The following is a 15,348-nucleotide window of genomic DNA, read 5'->3' on the forward strand; positions in this document are numbered from 1 at the left end:
CATGACCGAAGCGGCGCGCGTCGGCGATACCATCGGGCATTCGCACGCCCTGGCCGGGATGATCGCCGGCACCCTCGTCGGCGGCCTGATCGCCGCCGCCGGCGCGGTGGCGGCGGGCGCGCTGTTCGTCGCCGGCCTGGCGGCATCCTGCGTGGGCGTGGGCGTGCTGTTGATCGGCGCCAGCCTGGCGGTGGGCTATCTCACCGGCGAGGCGGCCACCGCGGCGCGTGACGGCATTGCCGACGCCGGGGCCGGCAGCCTGACGCCGAAGGGCAAGATTGTCACCGGTTCGCCCAACGTCTTCATCAACGGCAAACCGGCGGCCATCGCCACCGTCAGCCAGGTGGCGTGCAGCGACGACGGCCCGAGCATGCAGATGGCGCAGGGCTCCGACAAGGTCAGCATCAACGGCCAGCCGGCCGCGCGGGTGGGGGATAAAACCAACTGCGACGCGCAGGTGATGGAAGGCTCGCCCAACGTGTTCATCGGCGGCGGCACGGTGACCACGCTGCCGATTAAACCCGAAGTGCCGGACTGGCTGTACAAGGCTTCCGACCTGACGCTGCTGTTCGCCGGCCTGGTGGGCGGCGTGGGCGGCGCCGTCGGCAAGCTGGGCGCATTGGGCAAGATGCTCGGCAAGCTGCCCGGCATCAACAAGCTGGGGCGCGTCGCCTGCCGTTTTGGCACCTTGATGACCGCCACCGCCGCGGCCGGCATCATCGCCCGGCCGGTGGATATCGTCAGCGGCCAAAAATTCCTCGACGGCGAGGACGAACTCGATTTCGTGCTGCCGTCGCGCCTGCCGGTGGCCTGGCAACGTTACTGGCGCAGCGGCAACCCCGGCGACAGCGTGCTGGGGCGCGGCTGGAGCCTGTTCTGGGAGAGCAGCCTGCAGACCTGGCAGGACGGCCTGGTGTGGCGCGCGCCTTCCGGTGACTATGTTGCCTTCCCGATGGTAGCGCGCGGGCACAAAACCTACTGCGAAGCCGAAAAGTGCTGGCTGATGCACAACGCCGACGGCAGCTGGCAGCTGTTTGACGTCGGCGAACAGATTTATCACTACCCGCCGCTGGCGGGCGACCAGCCCAGCCGCCTCAGCATGGTCACCGACGCCATCGGCAACGCCAGCTCGTTGTTTTACGACGACGACGGCCGGCTGCTCGAACTGGTGGACAGCGGCGGGCAACGCCTGGCGTGCCGCTACCTGAACGGTCGCCTGAGCGAGGTGGCGCTGCAAACCGCCGAAGGCGAGCTGCCGCTGGCGCACTATGGCTACGATGAGCATGGCCAACTGGTGACGGTGAGCAACCGCGCCGGCGAGGTGACGCGGCGTTTCAGCTGGCGCGACGGCCTGATGGCCAGCCACCAGGACGCCGCCGGGCTGCTGAACGAATACCTGTGGCAGGAGATTGAGGGTGTGCCGCGGGTGGTGGCGTATCGCAACAGCGCCGGCGAACGGCTGGACTTCAGCTACGATTTCGCCGGTGGCCGCCGCAGCGCCACCCGCGAAGACGGCAAGCGGGCGGACTGGCAGCTGGATGACGACGACAACGTGGCGCAGTTCACCGACTTCGACCAGCGGCGCTACGGTTTTATCTATCAAAACGGCGAGCTGTGCAGCGTGCTGCTGCCCGGCGGCGCCCAGCGCCAGAGCGAATGGGACGCCTACGGCCGCCTGCTGAGTGAAACCGACCCGCTCGGCCGCAAAACGACCTATCAGTATTCCCGCAACAGCGGCCGGTTGTTCTCCGTCACCTATCCCGACGGCAGCCGCGAATGCCAGCACTGGGATACGCTGGGCCGGCCGACCCGCTATGTGGACGCGCTGGACAACGCCACGTTCTATCACTACCCGGATGACGAAGAGAGCCTGCCGAGCCGGGTGATCGATGCGCTGGGCGGCGAAGTGAAGCTGGAGTGGAACGCGCGCGGGCTGCTGACGCGCTATACCGACTGTTCCGGCAGCGTGACCGCCTACGCCTATGACTCTCAGGGCCAGCTGAGTGCGCAGACCGATGCCGAAGGCCACGTGACCCGCTACCAATGGGACCACGGCGGGCGGCTGCATAGCCTGATCCAGCCGGACGGCAGCGAAGAGCGCTTCAACTGGAATGAGCGCGGCCAGCTGGCCGAGCATCAGGATGCGTTGGGCAGCCTGACCCGCTGGCAATACAACGCGCTGGGCCTGCCGAGCAGCGTGACCGACCGCATCGGCCGCACCCGCCGTTATCACTACAGCCCGCAGGGCTGGCTGACGCGGTTGGAAAACGGCAACGGCGGCGAATATCGATTCAGCTACGACGCCGTGGGCCGCGTGCTGGCCGAACAGCGGCCGGACCAGGTCAGCAATTATTATCGCTACGGCGCGGCGGGATTGCTGGAAGAACATCGCGAGGTCGGCCTGCCTGACGGCGCCGGCGAACTGACGCAGCGCGTGCAGCGCTTCCGCTTCGACGAAGCCGGGCAGCTGGCGTGGCGCGGCAACGCCAGCGCGGAATGGCATTATCGCTTTGACGCCATGGGGCGGCTGAGCCGGCTGAGCCGCACCCCGACGGCGCTTGGGGTGACGCAGGGCATCGAGGAAGACAGCGTCAGCATGCGCTACGACGCGGCCGGGCGGCTGCTCAGCGAACAGGGCGTAAACGGCGAGCTGCAGTACCAGTGGGATGCGCTGGCCAACCTGCAGGCGCTGACCCTGCCGCAGGGCGATCGCCTGCAGTGGCTGTATTACGGTTCCGGCCACGCCAGCGCCATCAAATTCAACCAGCAGGTGGTGAGCGAGTTCACCCGCGATCGCCTGCACCGGGAAACCGGCCGCAGCCAGGGCGCGCTGCAGCAACAGCGGCGCTATGACGAAATGGGGCGCCGCAGCTGGCAAAGCAGCGCCTTCGGCCACGACAAGCTGACCCGGCCGGAAGACGGCGCGCTGTGGCGGGCATTCCGCTATACCGGGCGCGGCGAGCTGGCCGGCGTTAGCGATGCGCTGCGCGGCGAGGTGCACTACGGCTACGACGCCGAAGGCCGCCTGCTGCAGCATCGCGAACCCGTGCAGGGCAAGCCGGGCAGCCGGTTGGTGTACGACATGGCGGATAACCTGCTGGGGGAAAAAGGCCCCAACAGCGACGTGGAAACGCACCTGCCGCTGGCGCCTGTCGCCGACAACCGCCTGACGCATTGGCAGAAGTTGTTCTACCGTTACGACGCCTGGGGCAACCTGATCAGCCGGCGCAACGGCATTTATGAGCAGCACTATCGCTACGACGCCGATAACCGGCTGATACAGGCGCGCGGCCGCGGGCCGCAGGGCGAGTTCGACGCGCAGTATCACTACGACGCGCTGGGGCGCCGCACGCGCAAGACGGTCAGCTACAAGGGGAAAGCGGCGCAGACTACGCGCTTTGTGTGGCAGGGTTACCGGCTGCTGCAGGAGCAGCGGGCAGACGGCAGCCGCCGCAGCTGGAGCTACGATCCGGCCAGCCCGTGGAGCCCGTTGGCGGCGCTGGAGCAGGCGGGCGACAGCCGTTCGGCGGAGATTTACTGGTACCACACGGATCTGAACAGCGCGCCGCTGGAGGTGACCGATGCGGCGGGCAACCTGCGTTGGTCCGGGCAATACGACACCTTCGGCAAGCTGCAGGGGCAAACGGTAGAGGGCGCGGCCAGGCGCAATGGCGCGCAATACGATCAACCGCTGCGCTACGCCGGGCAGTACCAGGACGACGAGAGCGGCCTGCACTATAATCTGTTCCGTTACTACGAGCCGGAGGTGGGGCGCTTCACCACCCAGGATCCGATTGGGCTGCGCGGCGGGTTGAACCTGTATCAGTATGCGCCGAATCCGTTGGGGTGGGTGGATCCGTTTGGGCTAAGTTGCTCACCATCAACAAAGTTGAACCGAAAGTTTAGAGCTTTAGAAAAAGCTCAAAAAACGGCTGTAAATACTCGACATCTACCTGATGGTCGCATTCGCTATTATGACAAAGAGGCATTAGCTAGAACTCAGGGGCCAACAAGAGGTCGCTCTCATGTCACCGAGTGGGATCCTAAAACAGGGAATGTAAGATCTTGGGAAGAGACTTATAATCATGCAGGAGAGGTCAATCGAGTTCATCCAAAAATGAAAAATGGTGAAGTGTTAAACCTGCCCCATTATCCACCAACTAAGGCTGATATCGATGCAGGAATCGCAACTCCTTCAGGTAAAGCAACAGGAATAGGATGGTAATTTAATATGAATGAGACGAGGGCGCTGTTTTTAAAGGGATTGAATTGTCTTCTTGATGATAATTATAGTTCATCTAAAGTGGCGGGCTATGCCTATAGATTTTATCTGGACTATGACATTCCTGACGAAGAACTCTCATATGTAGTAGATTATTTAAAAGGAATTGATGCTGGCCCAGAATTTGAAATGAGCAAAGATGAAGTAATTTCTTTCATCAAGCTGAATCTGAAATGATCAATTGAAAGCCGGGTGAGCTTAAAACCTACCCGGCTACAGTATATAGCACTAAACTGACTGAGCCTCTCTCCGTGTTACAGGCAAGCTGTATCCACGTCATGAGGGGGTGACGGTCGGACAAGGATAGAGGCATATGGCAGTGATATGAACACCTGGTAAATGTAGTGGATAAATTATGAAAAAATTATATTTCTTAATGACAACCTGTTCCGTCCGAGGTGGGGCGTTTTACCACGCAGGATCCGATAGGGGGGCGCGGCGGACTGAACCTTTATCAGTATGTGCCGAACCCGCTGATGTGGGTGGATCCGTTTGGGTTGAATATTGAGTGGGTTAATCCGTCAGATATCAATTTCTCACAGAGAACAATATCTGCAAATGATTATGCCGACATCATGAAAAAAGGGCAGTGGGATTGGGGAAGATCGCCACTGAACGTACTAGAAGTTGATGGCCAATTAGTCACATATGATAATAGAAGACTAGATGCTGCATTAGAAGCCGGTGTTGATAAAGTTTCCGTTCAACGAGTTGATCCAAATGCGGTTCACCCTTCTCCCTCTATAGGAAAAACATGTTGGCAGAAATTTCAAGAGCGTTTTAAAGATCGTCGAAATGTCAAAGCTGGTGGCGTTGTTCCAAATCAAGGGCCTAATACTGACCTAAAAGGTGTCCGTAAACTATGAAACGCGTAATTGTTGAACTGTGGAAAAATGGCGAGCTGCCAATTAAAAATGCTCTGTATTTCGCTGACGGAAGAGCAGAATTAATTGATATTATTTCTTACCCCAACCCTAAGCTATTGAAATTAGGTTCTTTTGACTTTCATGGTTTTTATGAAAGAAATAAAAACGAGATCACGACCATTGATATAATTAAAAAGATCCAGTTGAGTGATGGAGGGTATTTGTGCATTGGTGAGGGGAGTTACGGCTCAGAAGGTTTTATCGCTTGCTTAGATAGTAAAGAAGATCTGATTTGGGTTGTTTACTCTGAAAATTCTAATCCATTCGTTTCTGCGACCATATTTGGTGATTCAACGGTTGTTATCGAGTCTAGTGCTGGGTTTAGATTGGAAATAGATACGGAGAACCCAGAGGGAATGGTGGTAATTTAGATTTTTAAATAAAAATATACGTTGTCTTGCTGTTCATAAAATAATATATTTAGTTAGCAATAACAAAAACGAAAGGATCGTTTTTTATTATATTTATCGAACGGCATTAAATATTAGATGGAATATTAAAGGTTGAAAAGTAAATATCCAGCTCTTTAAAAAGAAAACATAGCAAGAGTAAACGCAATAAATAGATGTTAGTTGTATCAAAGGCCGCCTGCTGCTGCATCGCGAACCCGCGCAGGGCAAGCCGGGCAGCCGGTTGGTGTACGACATGGCGGATAACCTGCTGGGGGAAAAAGGCCCCAACAGCGACGTGGAAACGCACCTGCCGCTGGCGCCTGTCGCCGACAACCGCCTGACGCATTGGCAGAAGTTGTTCTACCGTTACGACGCCTGGGGCAACCTGATCAGCCGGCGCAACGGCATTTATGAGCAGCACTATCGCTACGACGCCGATAACCGGCTGATACAGGCGCGCGGCTGCGGGCCGCAGGGCGAGTTCGACGCGCAGTATCACTACGACGCGCTGGGGCGCCGCACGCGCAAGACGGTCAGCTACAAGGGGAAAGCGGCGCAGACTACGCGCTTTGTGTGGCAGGGTTACCGGCTGCTGCAGGAGCAGCGGGCAGACGGCAGCCGCCGCAGCTGGAGCTACGATCCGGCCAGCCCGTGGAGCCCGTTGGCGGCGCTGGAGCAGGCGGGCGACAGCCGTTCGGCGGAGATATACTGGTACCACACGGATCTGAACAGCGCGCCGCTGGAGGTGAGCGATGCGGCGGGCAACCTGCGTTGGTCCGGGCAATACGACACCTTCGGCAAGCTGCAGGGGCAAACGGTAGAGGGCGCGGCCAGGCGCAATGGCGCGCAATACGATCAACCGCTGCGCTACGCCGGGCAGTATCAGGACGACGAGAGCGGCCTGCACTATAATCTGTTCCGTTACTACGAGCCGGAGGTGGGGCGCTTCACCACCCAGGATCCGATTGGGCTGCGCGGCGGGTTGAACCTGTATCAGTATGCGCCGAATCCGTTGGGGTGGGTGGATCCGTTTGGGCTTTCCAACCGACCAAATAACGGTAAATACCATATATTCCAAGAGCATACCATTGCTCCTGGGAATATTTACTCCAGTGATGCCGTTCAATTTAATCGTGCAAACACAGAGTTTATTGCGCGGATGGATGCTGATCCTTCTTTCCGGCGAGATATGTTGGGCCGATACCCGGAATTGGGAGAATGGATGAAAAACCCGAATAAAGCTTCGAGCCCGCCAGTATTAACATGGCATCATCATGAAGATGTTGGTCGCTTGGTATTGGTTGATCGTATAGATCATGCAGACAATCACGCTCTTTATCATCCTACGGGTAAAGGAGGACGAGAAATGTGGGGAGGAGGAGAGCCCGGAAGACGAGGTAAGCTGGATGGCGCCACGGGCAATCCTAAGCCAAGCGGAGCCAGGAGAAGATCAAAAGGGGGATGCTAATGAAAGAACTAGAGTATATGACGCCTTACAGGCTAGAAGATCTAATTATTAAAATCGTTCAAGAGGGCTATATAAAGGATAATTTCTGCCTTTATACCAAAGAGTACGAGGCAATTGCGACACTTGAACTGACATGCTATCTCGAACGTTATCCAGAAGTTAGTGATGATGATGAAGAAGTTTATCCTGACTATGTTGAACAAAATGAGTTGGAGCTATTTTTTTATGGAGATCAATTCATGGATGTGCTCAGAAGTGCACTGAATCAAAAGCCAAGTGCAACTGTGGATGAGCTTATATCAGCATTGAATTATTACTTGGAGAATGATGCTTTCATCACGTTTTCCTAGGTGTAATAACCTTCGCTCTCCAGTAAAGATTTTTTGCTGCCTTTCTGAATGTCCTATAGCACTCCTGCGTGGATTCTATCCACGCAGGAGTGCACACCATGAAAACCAATACGTTGATAGGTTCAATAGCCTCGATGGCTAATTGATAGTTGTACCACTTTATGTCTCAGTTCCGCCGACTGGGCCACTGTAACCAAGGTGATACCGTGAGGCCAGTAACGGTGTGGGCGGTAGCATGTTAAAAAGAGCAATAAGTTCTGGGATCTAGTGATTTTGACGTTGCTATTTCACATCCTGAGCTATATCAAAAAGTCGCAAAGCGGCGCGCTACAAGGGCAAAACCGAACAGACGACCCGTTTCCTGTGGCAGGGCTACCGGTTGCTGCAGGAACAGCGGGCAGACGGCAGCCGCCGCAGCTGGAGCTACGATCCGGCCAGCCCGTGGAGCCCGTTGGCGGCGCTGGAGCAGGCGGGCGACAGCCGTTCGGCGGAGATGTATTGGTACCACACGGATCTGAACAGCGCGCCGCTGGAGGTGAGCGATGCGGCGGGCAACCTGCGTTGGTCTGGCAACTACGACACCTTCGGCAAGCTGCAGGGGCAAACGGTAGAGGGCGCGGCCAGGCGCAATGGCGCGCAATACGATCAACCGCTGCGCTACGCCGGGCAGTACCAGGACGACGAGAGCGGCCTGCACTATAATCTGTTCCGTTACTACGAGCCGGAGGTGGGGCGCTTCACCACCCAGGATCCGATCGGGCTGCGCGGCGGGTTGAACCTGTATCAGTATGCGCCGAATCCGTTGGGGTGGGTGGATCCGCTGGGGCTTACAGCGTGTGGGCCTAATAAAAAAAACCAGTTATGAAGGACTGAGTCGAAGAGATGCATTTAGGCAGGCTAAAAGAGATGCTGGAATACCAATGAGTCAGAATCCTAAATCAATTACACATCCTGACTTATTAGACGGCAGCAATAAAAAAATATTAAATGCTAATGGGCAACCTGTAAAAACAAGGCAATATGAGTTCACTGATAAAAAGGTCAGTCTAAGAGCATAGTTTAGGTCATGCTAAAGCAACATCTGGTCATGGGGCCGAGCCTCATTTTAATGTTAGACCATCTGACAACCTGAATACAGGTAGTGTTTCTGGAACTCATGGTCACTATAACTTTCCATAAAGTATTGATATGTGGTTTGAAAATGCGATAGGAAAAGAAAAAATCAAGTTCATGTTCAATAATGAGTTGAATATTAACGATGTTGAAGTTGATAATTTTTCATTGGAGAGATTTTCAGATTTAAAATTTAGATTTTATTGCAAAGATATACCAAAAAAATATCCTGAAAAATGGAATGAGGAAGGTTTTAATGCACTGAGTTTAGTCGTCACTTTTGGAGATGTGATTAAATTGGATGTTACTGGTTCAAGAGTCGGTTTTTTTTGCACACCAATAATAAGTTCCTTAAAAGAATTTTCTGAAATAACGATAAAACATCATGATCTTGATTTTTATTGCAAGGCAAAGTTTTTAACTATAGAAAGTATCACACCATATATAGACGAAAGGTGGGACTAGTAAATTTCATATGGGCTGATAAAGCAAGAAAGATCATCATGAAGTAGAGGGCGTGACCAGGCGCAATGGTGCACAGTACGTCAGCCGTTGCGCTACGCCAGGCAGTACCAGGACGACGAAAGCGGCCTGCACTATAATCTGTTCCGTTACTACGAGCCGGAAGTGGGGCGCTTCACCACCCAGGATCCGATTGGGCTGCGCGGCGGGTTGAACCTGTATCAGTATGCGCCGAATCCGTTGGGGTGGGTGGATCCGCTGGGGCTAAGTTGCTCACCATCAACAAAGTTGAACCGAAAGTTTAGGGCTTTAGAAAAAGCTCAAAAAACGGCTGTAAATACTCGACATCTACCTGATGGTCGCATTCGCTATTATGACAAAGAGGCATTAGCTAGAACTCAGGGGCCAACAAGAGGTCGCTCTCATGTCACAGAGTGGGATCCTAAAACAGGGAATGTAAGATCTTGGGAAGAGACTTATAATCATGCAGGAGAGGTCAATCGAGTTCATCCAAAAATGAAAAGTGGTGAAGTGTTAAACCTGCCCCATTATCCACCAACTAAGGCTGATATCGATGCAGGAATCGCAACTCCTTCAGGTAAAGCAACAGGAATAGGATGGTAATTTAGTATGAATGAGACGAGGGCGCTGTTTTTAAAGGGATTGAATTGTCTTCTTGATGATAATTATAGTTCATCTAAAGTGGCGGGCTATGCCTATAGATTTTATCTGGACTATGACATTCCTGACGAAGAACTCTCATATGTAGTAGATTATTTAAAAGGAATTGATGCTGGCCCAGAATTTGAAATGAGTAAAGATGAAGTAATTTCTTTCACCAAGCTAAATCTGAAATGATCAATTGAAAGCCGGGTGAGCTTAAAATCTACCCGGCTACAGTATATAGCACTAAACTGACTGAGCCTCTCTCCGTGTTACAGGCAAGCTGTATCCACGTCATGAGGGGGGAAGGTCGGACAAGGATAGAGGCATATGGCAGTGATATGAACACCTGGTAAATGTAGTGGATAAATTATGAAAAAATTATATTTCTTAATGACAACCTGTTCCGTCCGAGGTGGGGCGCTTCACCACCCAGGATCCGATTGGGCTGCGCAGCGGGTTGAACCTGTATCAGTATGCGCCGAACCCGCTGATGTGGGTGGATCCGTTGGGATTGAGTGCATGTGGTCTTGGAAAAGTGACTGGTGAATACTCTGCTGTTAAACTGGGACCGCTAAGTGATGATCTTGCTGGTACGTTTTCTGGTGGTAGATATAAAGAAATTATTTTAAAACAAGATACGGATTTTTATCGTGCAGGGGTTTATAATCGTGAATATGGTCAGTTATTTAGTTTAGATAAGCCGCAAAGCGTAATTCAAACAAGAATTGATAAGGCTGTTTTACCTAAATGGCCTGGAGGTGGGGAATCCCCACTTGATTCTGTGTTTAAAATAAAATTTCCAGCTGGCACTAAGGTATATGTTGGTGAAGTGGGTTCTCAAAATGGTTTTTACATGGGGGAATACAACAAATTGTTATACCTCAGGCATGGAATACTCCTGGCATTCAAGTTGTTGGTAAGGGGCCATTGCTATGATAAATGAAGTGAAAAAAAACCTGGAGTCTATTGCTGAATTATTACGTAACAATAATGAAAGCGATTTGGCTAGATCTTTAGATGCTCTATCTTCAAGAGCTGATGAAGATCCTGAAAAATTCATGCATGATGTGAAGAGGTTATTTGGCGGAGTGGGTTCGCTAAGTGATATTGTATTTAGTGAAAATGGCAACCCCCTTATTGATGAGAATAATAAGCTAGATACACTTAGGAAAAGCCTTTATAAGGCTTGTCCATAAGCGTTCTTCTAGCTTACTTTACTTGTCATTATGCCAATATATTACCCTGTTGCATCCGAATAATCACCTGACCGGGCATCACGCTGAGTGCTAGCGGTTGTCCGGTCAGGCCACACTGCGTCAGCCAATCCCCCGCCAGATACAACTCACCGTTATCCCGCATCCAGTCCACGTCGAGATGCGGGTGAGCGTCTATTTGGTCCATTTTCTACAGTGAGAGAGGGCAACGAACCGAAGAAAAGTTTTATGATAATGAAAATGAAGCATGCCAAGCTTTCCTCAAGCGATTAACACATATGCTTGGATGCTAATTAAAATTTTCATAATCCGATAAAAACGTCTTTGCTGCCTTGCTGATCGACCGATGGCACCCTGTGCGGGTTCTATCCCCGCAGGTATACAGACCATGAAAATCAGCCTGTTGCTGAGATTGCCCCCTCATGATGCCGGTAGCGATGCCTGTCGGATACCCCAGGGCCCACTATGCGATTTTCCGGCGGAACATGGCGTAGGCGGCGCTGCCGGTGGTGGCGGTAATCACCAGCAGCGGCCACAGGCTGTGCCAGATAATGCCGAAGCTGGCGTCCTTCAGGTAAATCTGTTTGGTAATGTCGGTGAAGTGGCGGATCGGGTTGACCCAGGTCAGGTTCTGCAGCCACACCGGCATGTTCTCCACCGGCGAAACGTAGCCGGAGAGCAGAATGGCCGGCATCATAAACACGAACACGCCGATAAACGCCTGCTGTTGGGTGGCGCACAGCGACGAGATCAGCAGGCCGAAGCCCACCAGCGACAGCCCGTAGATCAGCATGGTGGCGTAGAACAGCAGCAGCGAGCCGGCGAACGGGATCTGATACAAAAAGATGCCGATCAGCATCACGATAGAGGCCTGGAAGGTGGCGACGATCAGCGCCGGCACCGCCTTGCCGATGAATATCTGCCAGGTGGTCAGCGGCGAGACCAGCAGCTGTTCCAGCGTGCCCTGTTCACGCTCGCGCGCCACCGACAGCGAAGTCACGATCAATACGCCGATGGTGGTGATCATGGCGATCAGCGAAGGCACCACGAACCACTTGTAGTCCAGATTCGGGTTATACCAGTTGCGCACCGCCAGCTCGCTGTTGTTCGGTTTGGCGCGGCCGTCGATCAGCTCGTTCTGGTAGTCCTGCACAATCTGCTGCACGTAGTTGGCGGCGATCTGCGCGCTGTTGGAATTGCGCCCGTCGAGCAGCAGCTGCAGCGGCGCGGCGTTGCCGCTGGCGATATCGCGCGAGAACTGCGCCGGGAAGCGGATCAGCAGCAGGGCCCTCTGGTTGTCGATGGCGGTCTTGATTTCCTGCGGGCTGCGCAACAGCAGCACGTGAGAAAACGCCTTGGCCTTGGCGAAGCGCTGGGTCAGCTCCACCGAGGCGTGCCCGCCGTCTTCGCTGTAAACCGCGATGGTGGCGTTGGTCACTTCCAGCGTGGCGGCGAACGGAAACAGCAACACCTGCAGGATCACCGGCATAATCAGAATGGTGCGGGTTTGCGGATCGCGCAGCAGCGTCTGCATTTCCTTGATGATTAACGTCCACAAGCGGTGAAACATGCTTTCCTCCCTTAATCCAGCCGCCGCTGGGTCTTCCAGGCCGTCAGGCCGATAAACACCACCGCCGAGGCGATCAGGAACAGCAGGTTAATCAGCAGCACCGTGCCGACGTTGCCCGCCAGGAACAGCGTCTGCAGCGTGCTGACGAAGTAGCGCGCCGGAATGATGTAGGTCACGGCGCGCACGATGGCCGGCATGCTGTCGATCTGGAAAATAAAGCCGGACAGCATGATCGACGGCAGAAAGGCGGCGTTCAGCGCCACCATCGCCGCGTTGAACTGGTTGCGGGTGACGGTGGAGATCAGCAGCCCCATGCCGAGGGTGCTGGCGAGGAACAGGCTGCTGATGACGAACAGGATCAATAATGAACCGCGATAGGGCACGCCGAGCACCCAGACCGACACCGCCATGCACAGCGCCATGGCGATCATGCCGAGGAAGTAGTAGGGCACCAGCTTGGACAACAGCAGCTCGCTGCGCGTCACCTGGGTGGAGAGCAGCGCCTCCATGGTGCCGCGCTCCCATTCGCGGGCGATCACCAGCGAGGTGAGGATGGCGCCGATCACCGTCATGATGATGGTGATGGCGCCGGGGATGATGTAGTGGCGGCTGATGGCCGCCGGGTTGAACCAGTAGCGCATCTGCACGTCGATCAACGGCGGGTCTTCGCGCCCGGCGTCGGCGGCGCGCTGCCGCTGCCAGACTTGCCACACCCCCTGGGTATAGCCCTGCACGAAGTTGGCGGTATTCGGCTCGCTGCCGTCGGTGATGATTTGAATCGGCGCGCTGGCGTGCGGCCGCGCCATCTGCTGGTCGAAATCGTTGGGGATCACCACCAGCCCGCGGATGGTGCCGGCCTGCATCTGCTGGATCAGCTGCCGGCGGTTGTCGCTGATGGTCGGTTCGATATAGGGCGAACCGGCGAAGGCGTTGGCCAGATCGCGCGCGTCCTCGCTCTGCTGCTCCATCAGGATGCCCAGCCGCAGCTTGCTGGAGTCCAGGTTGATGCCGTAGCCGAAGATAAACAGCAGCATCAGCGGGATGACGAAGGCGATCAACCCGCTGCTGGGGTCGCGCAGGATTTGCCGGGTCTCTTTCAGGCACAGCGCACGCAGCCGGCGCCAGGAAAAGCCGCCGTCGTCGAGCGGGGTCTTCCGGTTGTCACTCACCCTCGTTCCTCCTCGTCGTAGCCCTGCACCAGTTCGATAAACGCCTGCTCCATGGTGGGGTTGGGGTTATCGTCGCGGGCCACCTGCTGTTTGAGGTCGTCCGGCGTACCGGCGGCGATGATCTTGCCGCGGTACACCAGCCCGATGCGATCGCAATATTCCGCCTCGTCCATAAAGTGGGTAGTGACCATCACCGTGACGCCCTTGTCGACCATGCCGTTGATGTGCAACCAGAACTCGCGGCGGGTCAGCGGATCGACGCCGGAGGTCGGCTCGTCGAGAAACAGAATATCCGGCTCATGCATCAGCGCGCAGGCCAGCGCCAGCCGCTGCTTGAAGCCGAGCGGCAGCGAGTCCGGCGTTTGATTGAGGATCGGTCCGAAGTTAAAGGCGCGCGACATCTCGTCGATTTTGCCGCGCTGCGCCTTACCGTTCAGGCCGTAGACGCCGGAGAAAAACGTCAGGTTCTGCGCCACCGTCAGGTTGCCGTACAGCGAGAACTTTTGCGCCATATAGCCCAGATGCTGGCGCGCCTTGCCGGAGCTGGTCTTCAAATCCATGCCCAGCACCAGCGCCTTGCCGTCCGAGGGCACCAGCAGCCCGCACATCATCTTGAAGGTGGTGGACTTGCCGGCGCCGTTCGGCCCCAGCAGGCCGAAGATCTCGCCGCGCCGCACCTTGAAATCCACGTGGTCGGTGGCGGCGAAGTCGCCGAATTTCTTGGTCAGCCCCTGGGCTTCGATCACCGTTTCGCCGCGTTGGCCCTCGACGGTCGGCATGATCTCCGCCAGCGCCGATTTGCTGTGGGGGCCGCCGCCGAGCAGATCGATAAACGCATCCTCAAAGCGCGGATCCGCCTCGTTCAGCTCGGCGTTCGGCAGATCCAGGGCCTGCAACAGCTGCCGATGATCCTCTCCCTGCTTCAGGATCAAACGCAGGTATTTGCCCTGGATCACCCCGTCGGTCACCGCCGGCAGGCAGATCGCCCGCTGCAGCAAGGAGCGGTGGCTGCCGGCCGGGGCGTCGATCAATACCGTGCGCCCGGCCATGCGCCGGGTCAGATCCTGCGGCGCGCCGCTGAACAGCAGCTCGCCTTCGTTGAGCAGCAGCACTTCGCGGCACTGCTCGGCCTCGTCAAGATACGAGGTGCTCCACAGGATCAGCATGCCGTCGTTGGCCAGCTCGTGCACCATGCGCCACAGCTCGCGGCGCGAGATCGGATCCACGCCGACCCCCGGCTCATCCAGCAGCAGCACCTGCGGCTCGCCCACCAGGGTGCAGGCCAGGCCGAGCTTTTGCTTCATGCCGCCGGACAGCTTGCCCGCCAGCCGCCCGGTGAAGCGGCTGAGATCGGTAAAGGCCAGCAGCCGATCGAAGGTTTGCCTGCGCAAATCGCCGACCACGCCGCGCAGATCGGCGTACAGCGTCAGGTTTTCCATCACCGTCAGATCTTCATACAGGCCGAACTTTTGCGGCATATAGCCGAGAATGGCGTGCAGCCGGCGATCCTGAGCGATCGGATCCAGCCCGGCGACGCGCAGCGTGCCGCTGCTGGGCTTCAGCAGCCCGGCCAGCATGCGCAGCAGGGTGGTTTTGCCGGCGCCGTCCGGGCCGACCAGGCCGGTGACCGCGCCGCTGCGCAAGGTGGTGGTCAGGCTGGCGACCGCCGGTTTTTCCAACGACGGGAAGCGTTTCTCCAGCGCCTCCAGTTCGATAGTGTGCGCCTGTTCCATGAG

Annotated in this window: 12 protein-coding genes and 5 pseudogenes; 13 read left to right on the top strand and 4 right to left on the bottom strand. The window is 55.9% G+C overall.

What is annotated here, in order from left to right:
* Position 1 precedes the first annotated feature (1 nt).
* The 13 genes and pseudogenes from D7I37_RS14235 (at position 2) to D7I37_RS14290 (ending at position 10,855) form a co-directional block, all read left to right on the top strand.
* Positions 2 to 4,225 (top strand): RHS repeat-associated core domain-containing protein, encoded by a 4,224-nt coding sequence (locus D7I37_RS14235; RefSeq protein ID WP_129543892.1) that lies wholly within the window; start codon positions 2 to 4, stop codon positions 4,223 to 4,225.
* Between the two features lie 6 nt (positions 4,226 to 4,231).
* Positions 4,232 to 4,459: a hypothetical protein gene (locus D7I37_RS14240; protein WP_129543893.1), complete on the top strand. Its 228-nt coding sequence runs from the start codon at positions 4,232 to 4,234 to the stop codon at positions 4,457 to 4,459.
* Positions 4,460 to 4,677: 218 nt separating this feature from the next.
* Positions 4,678 to 4,782, top strand: a pseudogene (locus D7I37_RS27570) (RHS repeat-associated core domain-containing protein); the annotation flags it as partial.
* Entirely contained in the window at positions 4,780 to 5,148 is a 369-nt protein-coding gene (locus D7I37_RS14245; protein ID WP_207205531.1) for a hypothetical protein, read from the top strand. The pseudogene D7I37_RS27570 and the gene D7I37_RS14245, both read left to right, overlap by 3 nt.
* Entirely contained in the window at positions 5,145 to 5,579 is a 435-nt protein-coding gene (locus D7I37_RS14250) for a hypothetical protein (protein WP_129543895.1), read from the top strand. Before D7I37_RS14245 ends, D7I37_RS14250 begins: the two co-directional genes overlap by 4 nt.
* Positions 5,580 to 5,787: 208 nt before the next feature.
* A pseudogene (locus D7I37_RS14255) lies at positions 5,788 to 7,068 on the top strand (RHS repeat-associated core domain-containing protein); the annotation flags it as partial.
* Positions 7,068 to 7,418, top strand: a complete 351-nt coding sequence (locus D7I37_RS14260; protein WP_038874581.1) for a hypothetical protein — start codon at positions 7,068 to 7,070, stop codon at positions 7,416 to 7,418. The pseudogene D7I37_RS14255 and the gene D7I37_RS14260, both read left to right, overlap by 1 nt.
* 313 nt (positions 7,419 to 7,731) lie before the next feature.
* Positions 7,732 to 8,597, top strand: a pseudogene (locus tag D7I37_RS27690) (RHS repeat-associated core domain-containing protein); the annotation flags it as partial.
* A gap of 9 nt (positions 8,598 to 8,606) precedes the next feature.
* A complete protein-coding gene (locus tag D7I37_RS14270) occupies positions 8,607 to 8,996 on the top strand; it encodes an Imm50 family immunity protein (RefSeq protein WP_129543896.1) in 390 nt (129 codons plus the stop codon).
* Between the two features lie 81 nt (positions 8,997 to 9,077).
* Positions 9,078 to 9,282, top strand: a pseudogene (locus D7I37_RS27695) (RHS repeat-associated core domain-containing protein); the annotation flags it as partial.
* A gap of 341 nt (positions 9,283 to 9,623) precedes the next feature.
* Positions 9,624 to 9,851: a hypothetical protein gene (locus D7I37_RS14280; protein ID WP_129543897.1), complete on the top strand. Its 228-nt coding sequence runs from the start codon at positions 9,624 to 9,626 to the stop codon at positions 9,849 to 9,851.
* Between the two features lie 217 nt (positions 9,852 to 10,068).
* Positions 10,069 to 10,186 (top strand): annotated as a pseudogene (locus tag D7I37_RS27700) (RHS repeat-associated core domain-containing protein); the annotation flags it as partial.
* Between the two features lie 405 nt (positions 10,187 to 10,591).
* Positions 10,592 to 10,855 (top strand): hypothetical protein, encoded by a 264-nt coding sequence (locus D7I37_RS14290; protein ID WP_129543898.1) that lies wholly within the window; start codon positions 10,592 to 10,594, stop codon positions 10,853 to 10,855.
* Between the two features lie 28 nt (positions 10,856 to 10,883).
* Here D7I37_RS14290 and D7I37_RS14295 read toward each other — a convergent pair whose 3' ends face one another.
* The 4 genes from D7I37_RS14295 to D7I37_RS14310 form a co-directional block, all read right to left on the bottom strand.
* Positions 10,884 to 11,060: a SymE family type I addiction module toxin gene (locus D7I37_RS14295; protein ID WP_129543899.1), complete on the bottom strand. Its 177-nt coding sequence runs from the start codon at positions 11,058 to 11,060 to the stop codon at positions 10,884 to 10,886.
* Between the two features lie 276 nt (positions 11,061 to 11,336).
* On the bottom strand, positions 11,337 to 12,443 hold the full coding sequence (locus D7I37_RS14300) for an ABC transporter permease (RefSeq protein ID WP_129543900.1): 1,107 nt from the start codon (positions 12,441 to 12,443) through the stop codon (positions 11,337 to 11,339).
* Between the two features lie 11 nt (positions 12,444 to 12,454).
* Positions 12,455 to 13,612 carry an ABC transporter permease gene (locus tag D7I37_RS14305; protein WP_095096319.1) on the bottom strand — a complete coding sequence of 386 codons (1,158 nt, stop codon included), beginning with the start codon at positions 13,610 to 13,612 and terminating at the stop codon, positions 12,455 to 12,457.
* Positions 13,609 to 15,345: an ATP-binding cassette domain-containing protein gene (locus D7I37_RS14310; RefSeq protein WP_061797791.1), complete on the bottom strand. Its 1,737-nt coding sequence runs from the start codon at positions 15,343 to 15,345 to the stop codon at positions 13,609 to 13,611. Before D7I37_RS14310 ends, D7I37_RS14305 begins: the two co-directional genes overlap by 4 nt.
* Between the last annotated feature and the right edge of the window lie 3 nt (positions 15,346 to 15,348).

The organism is Serratia sp. 1D1416, from assembly GCF_003641105.1.
Lineage (GTDB): Bacteria > Pseudomonadota > Gammaproteobacteria > Enterobacterales > Enterobacteriaceae > Serratia > Serratia ficaria.

What these genes read in the sequence shown, in the direction of transcription:
- D7I37_RS14310 (WP_061797791.1), bottom strand. Translation starts at nt 15,345, where the DNA reads ATGGAACAGGCGCACACTATCGAACTGGAGGCGCTGGAGAAACGCTTC.
- D7I37_RS14235 (WP_129543892.1), top strand. Translation starts at nt 2, where the DNA reads ATGACCGAAGCGGCGCGCGTCGGCGATACCATCGGGCATTCGCACGCC.
- D7I37_RS14260 (WP_038874581.1), top strand. Translation starts at nt 7,068, where the DNA reads ATGAAAGAACTAGAGTATATGACGCCTTACAGGCTAGAAGATCTAATT.
- D7I37_RS14240 (WP_129543893.1), top strand. Translation starts at nt 4,232, where the DNA reads ATGAATGAGACGAGGGCGCTGTTTTTAAAGGGATTGAATTGTCTTCTT.
- D7I37_RS14290 (WP_129543898.1), top strand. Translation starts at nt 10,592, where the DNA reads ATGATAAATGAAGTGAAAAAAAACCTGGAGTCTATTGCTGAATTATTA.
- D7I37_RS14295 (WP_129543899.1), bottom strand. Translation starts at nt 11,060, where the DNA reads ATGGACCAAATAGACGCTCACCCGCATCTCGACGTGGACTGGATGCGG.
- D7I37_RS14270 (WP_129543896.1), top strand. Translation starts at nt 8,607, where the DNA reads ATGTGGTTTGAAAATGCGATAGGAAAAGAAAAAATCAAGTTCATGTTC.
- D7I37_RS14300 (WP_129543900.1), bottom strand. Translation starts at nt 12,443, where the DNA reads ATGTTTCACCGCTTGTGGACGTTAATCATCAAGGAAATGCAGACGCTG.
- D7I37_RS14280 (WP_129543897.1), top strand. Translation starts at nt 9,624, where the DNA reads ATGAATGAGACGAGGGCGCTGTTTTTAAAGGGATTGAATTGTCTTCTT.
- D7I37_RS14250 (WP_129543895.1), top strand. Translation starts at nt 5,145, where the DNA reads ATGAAACGCGTAATTGTTGAACTGTGGAAAAATGGCGAGCTGCCAATT.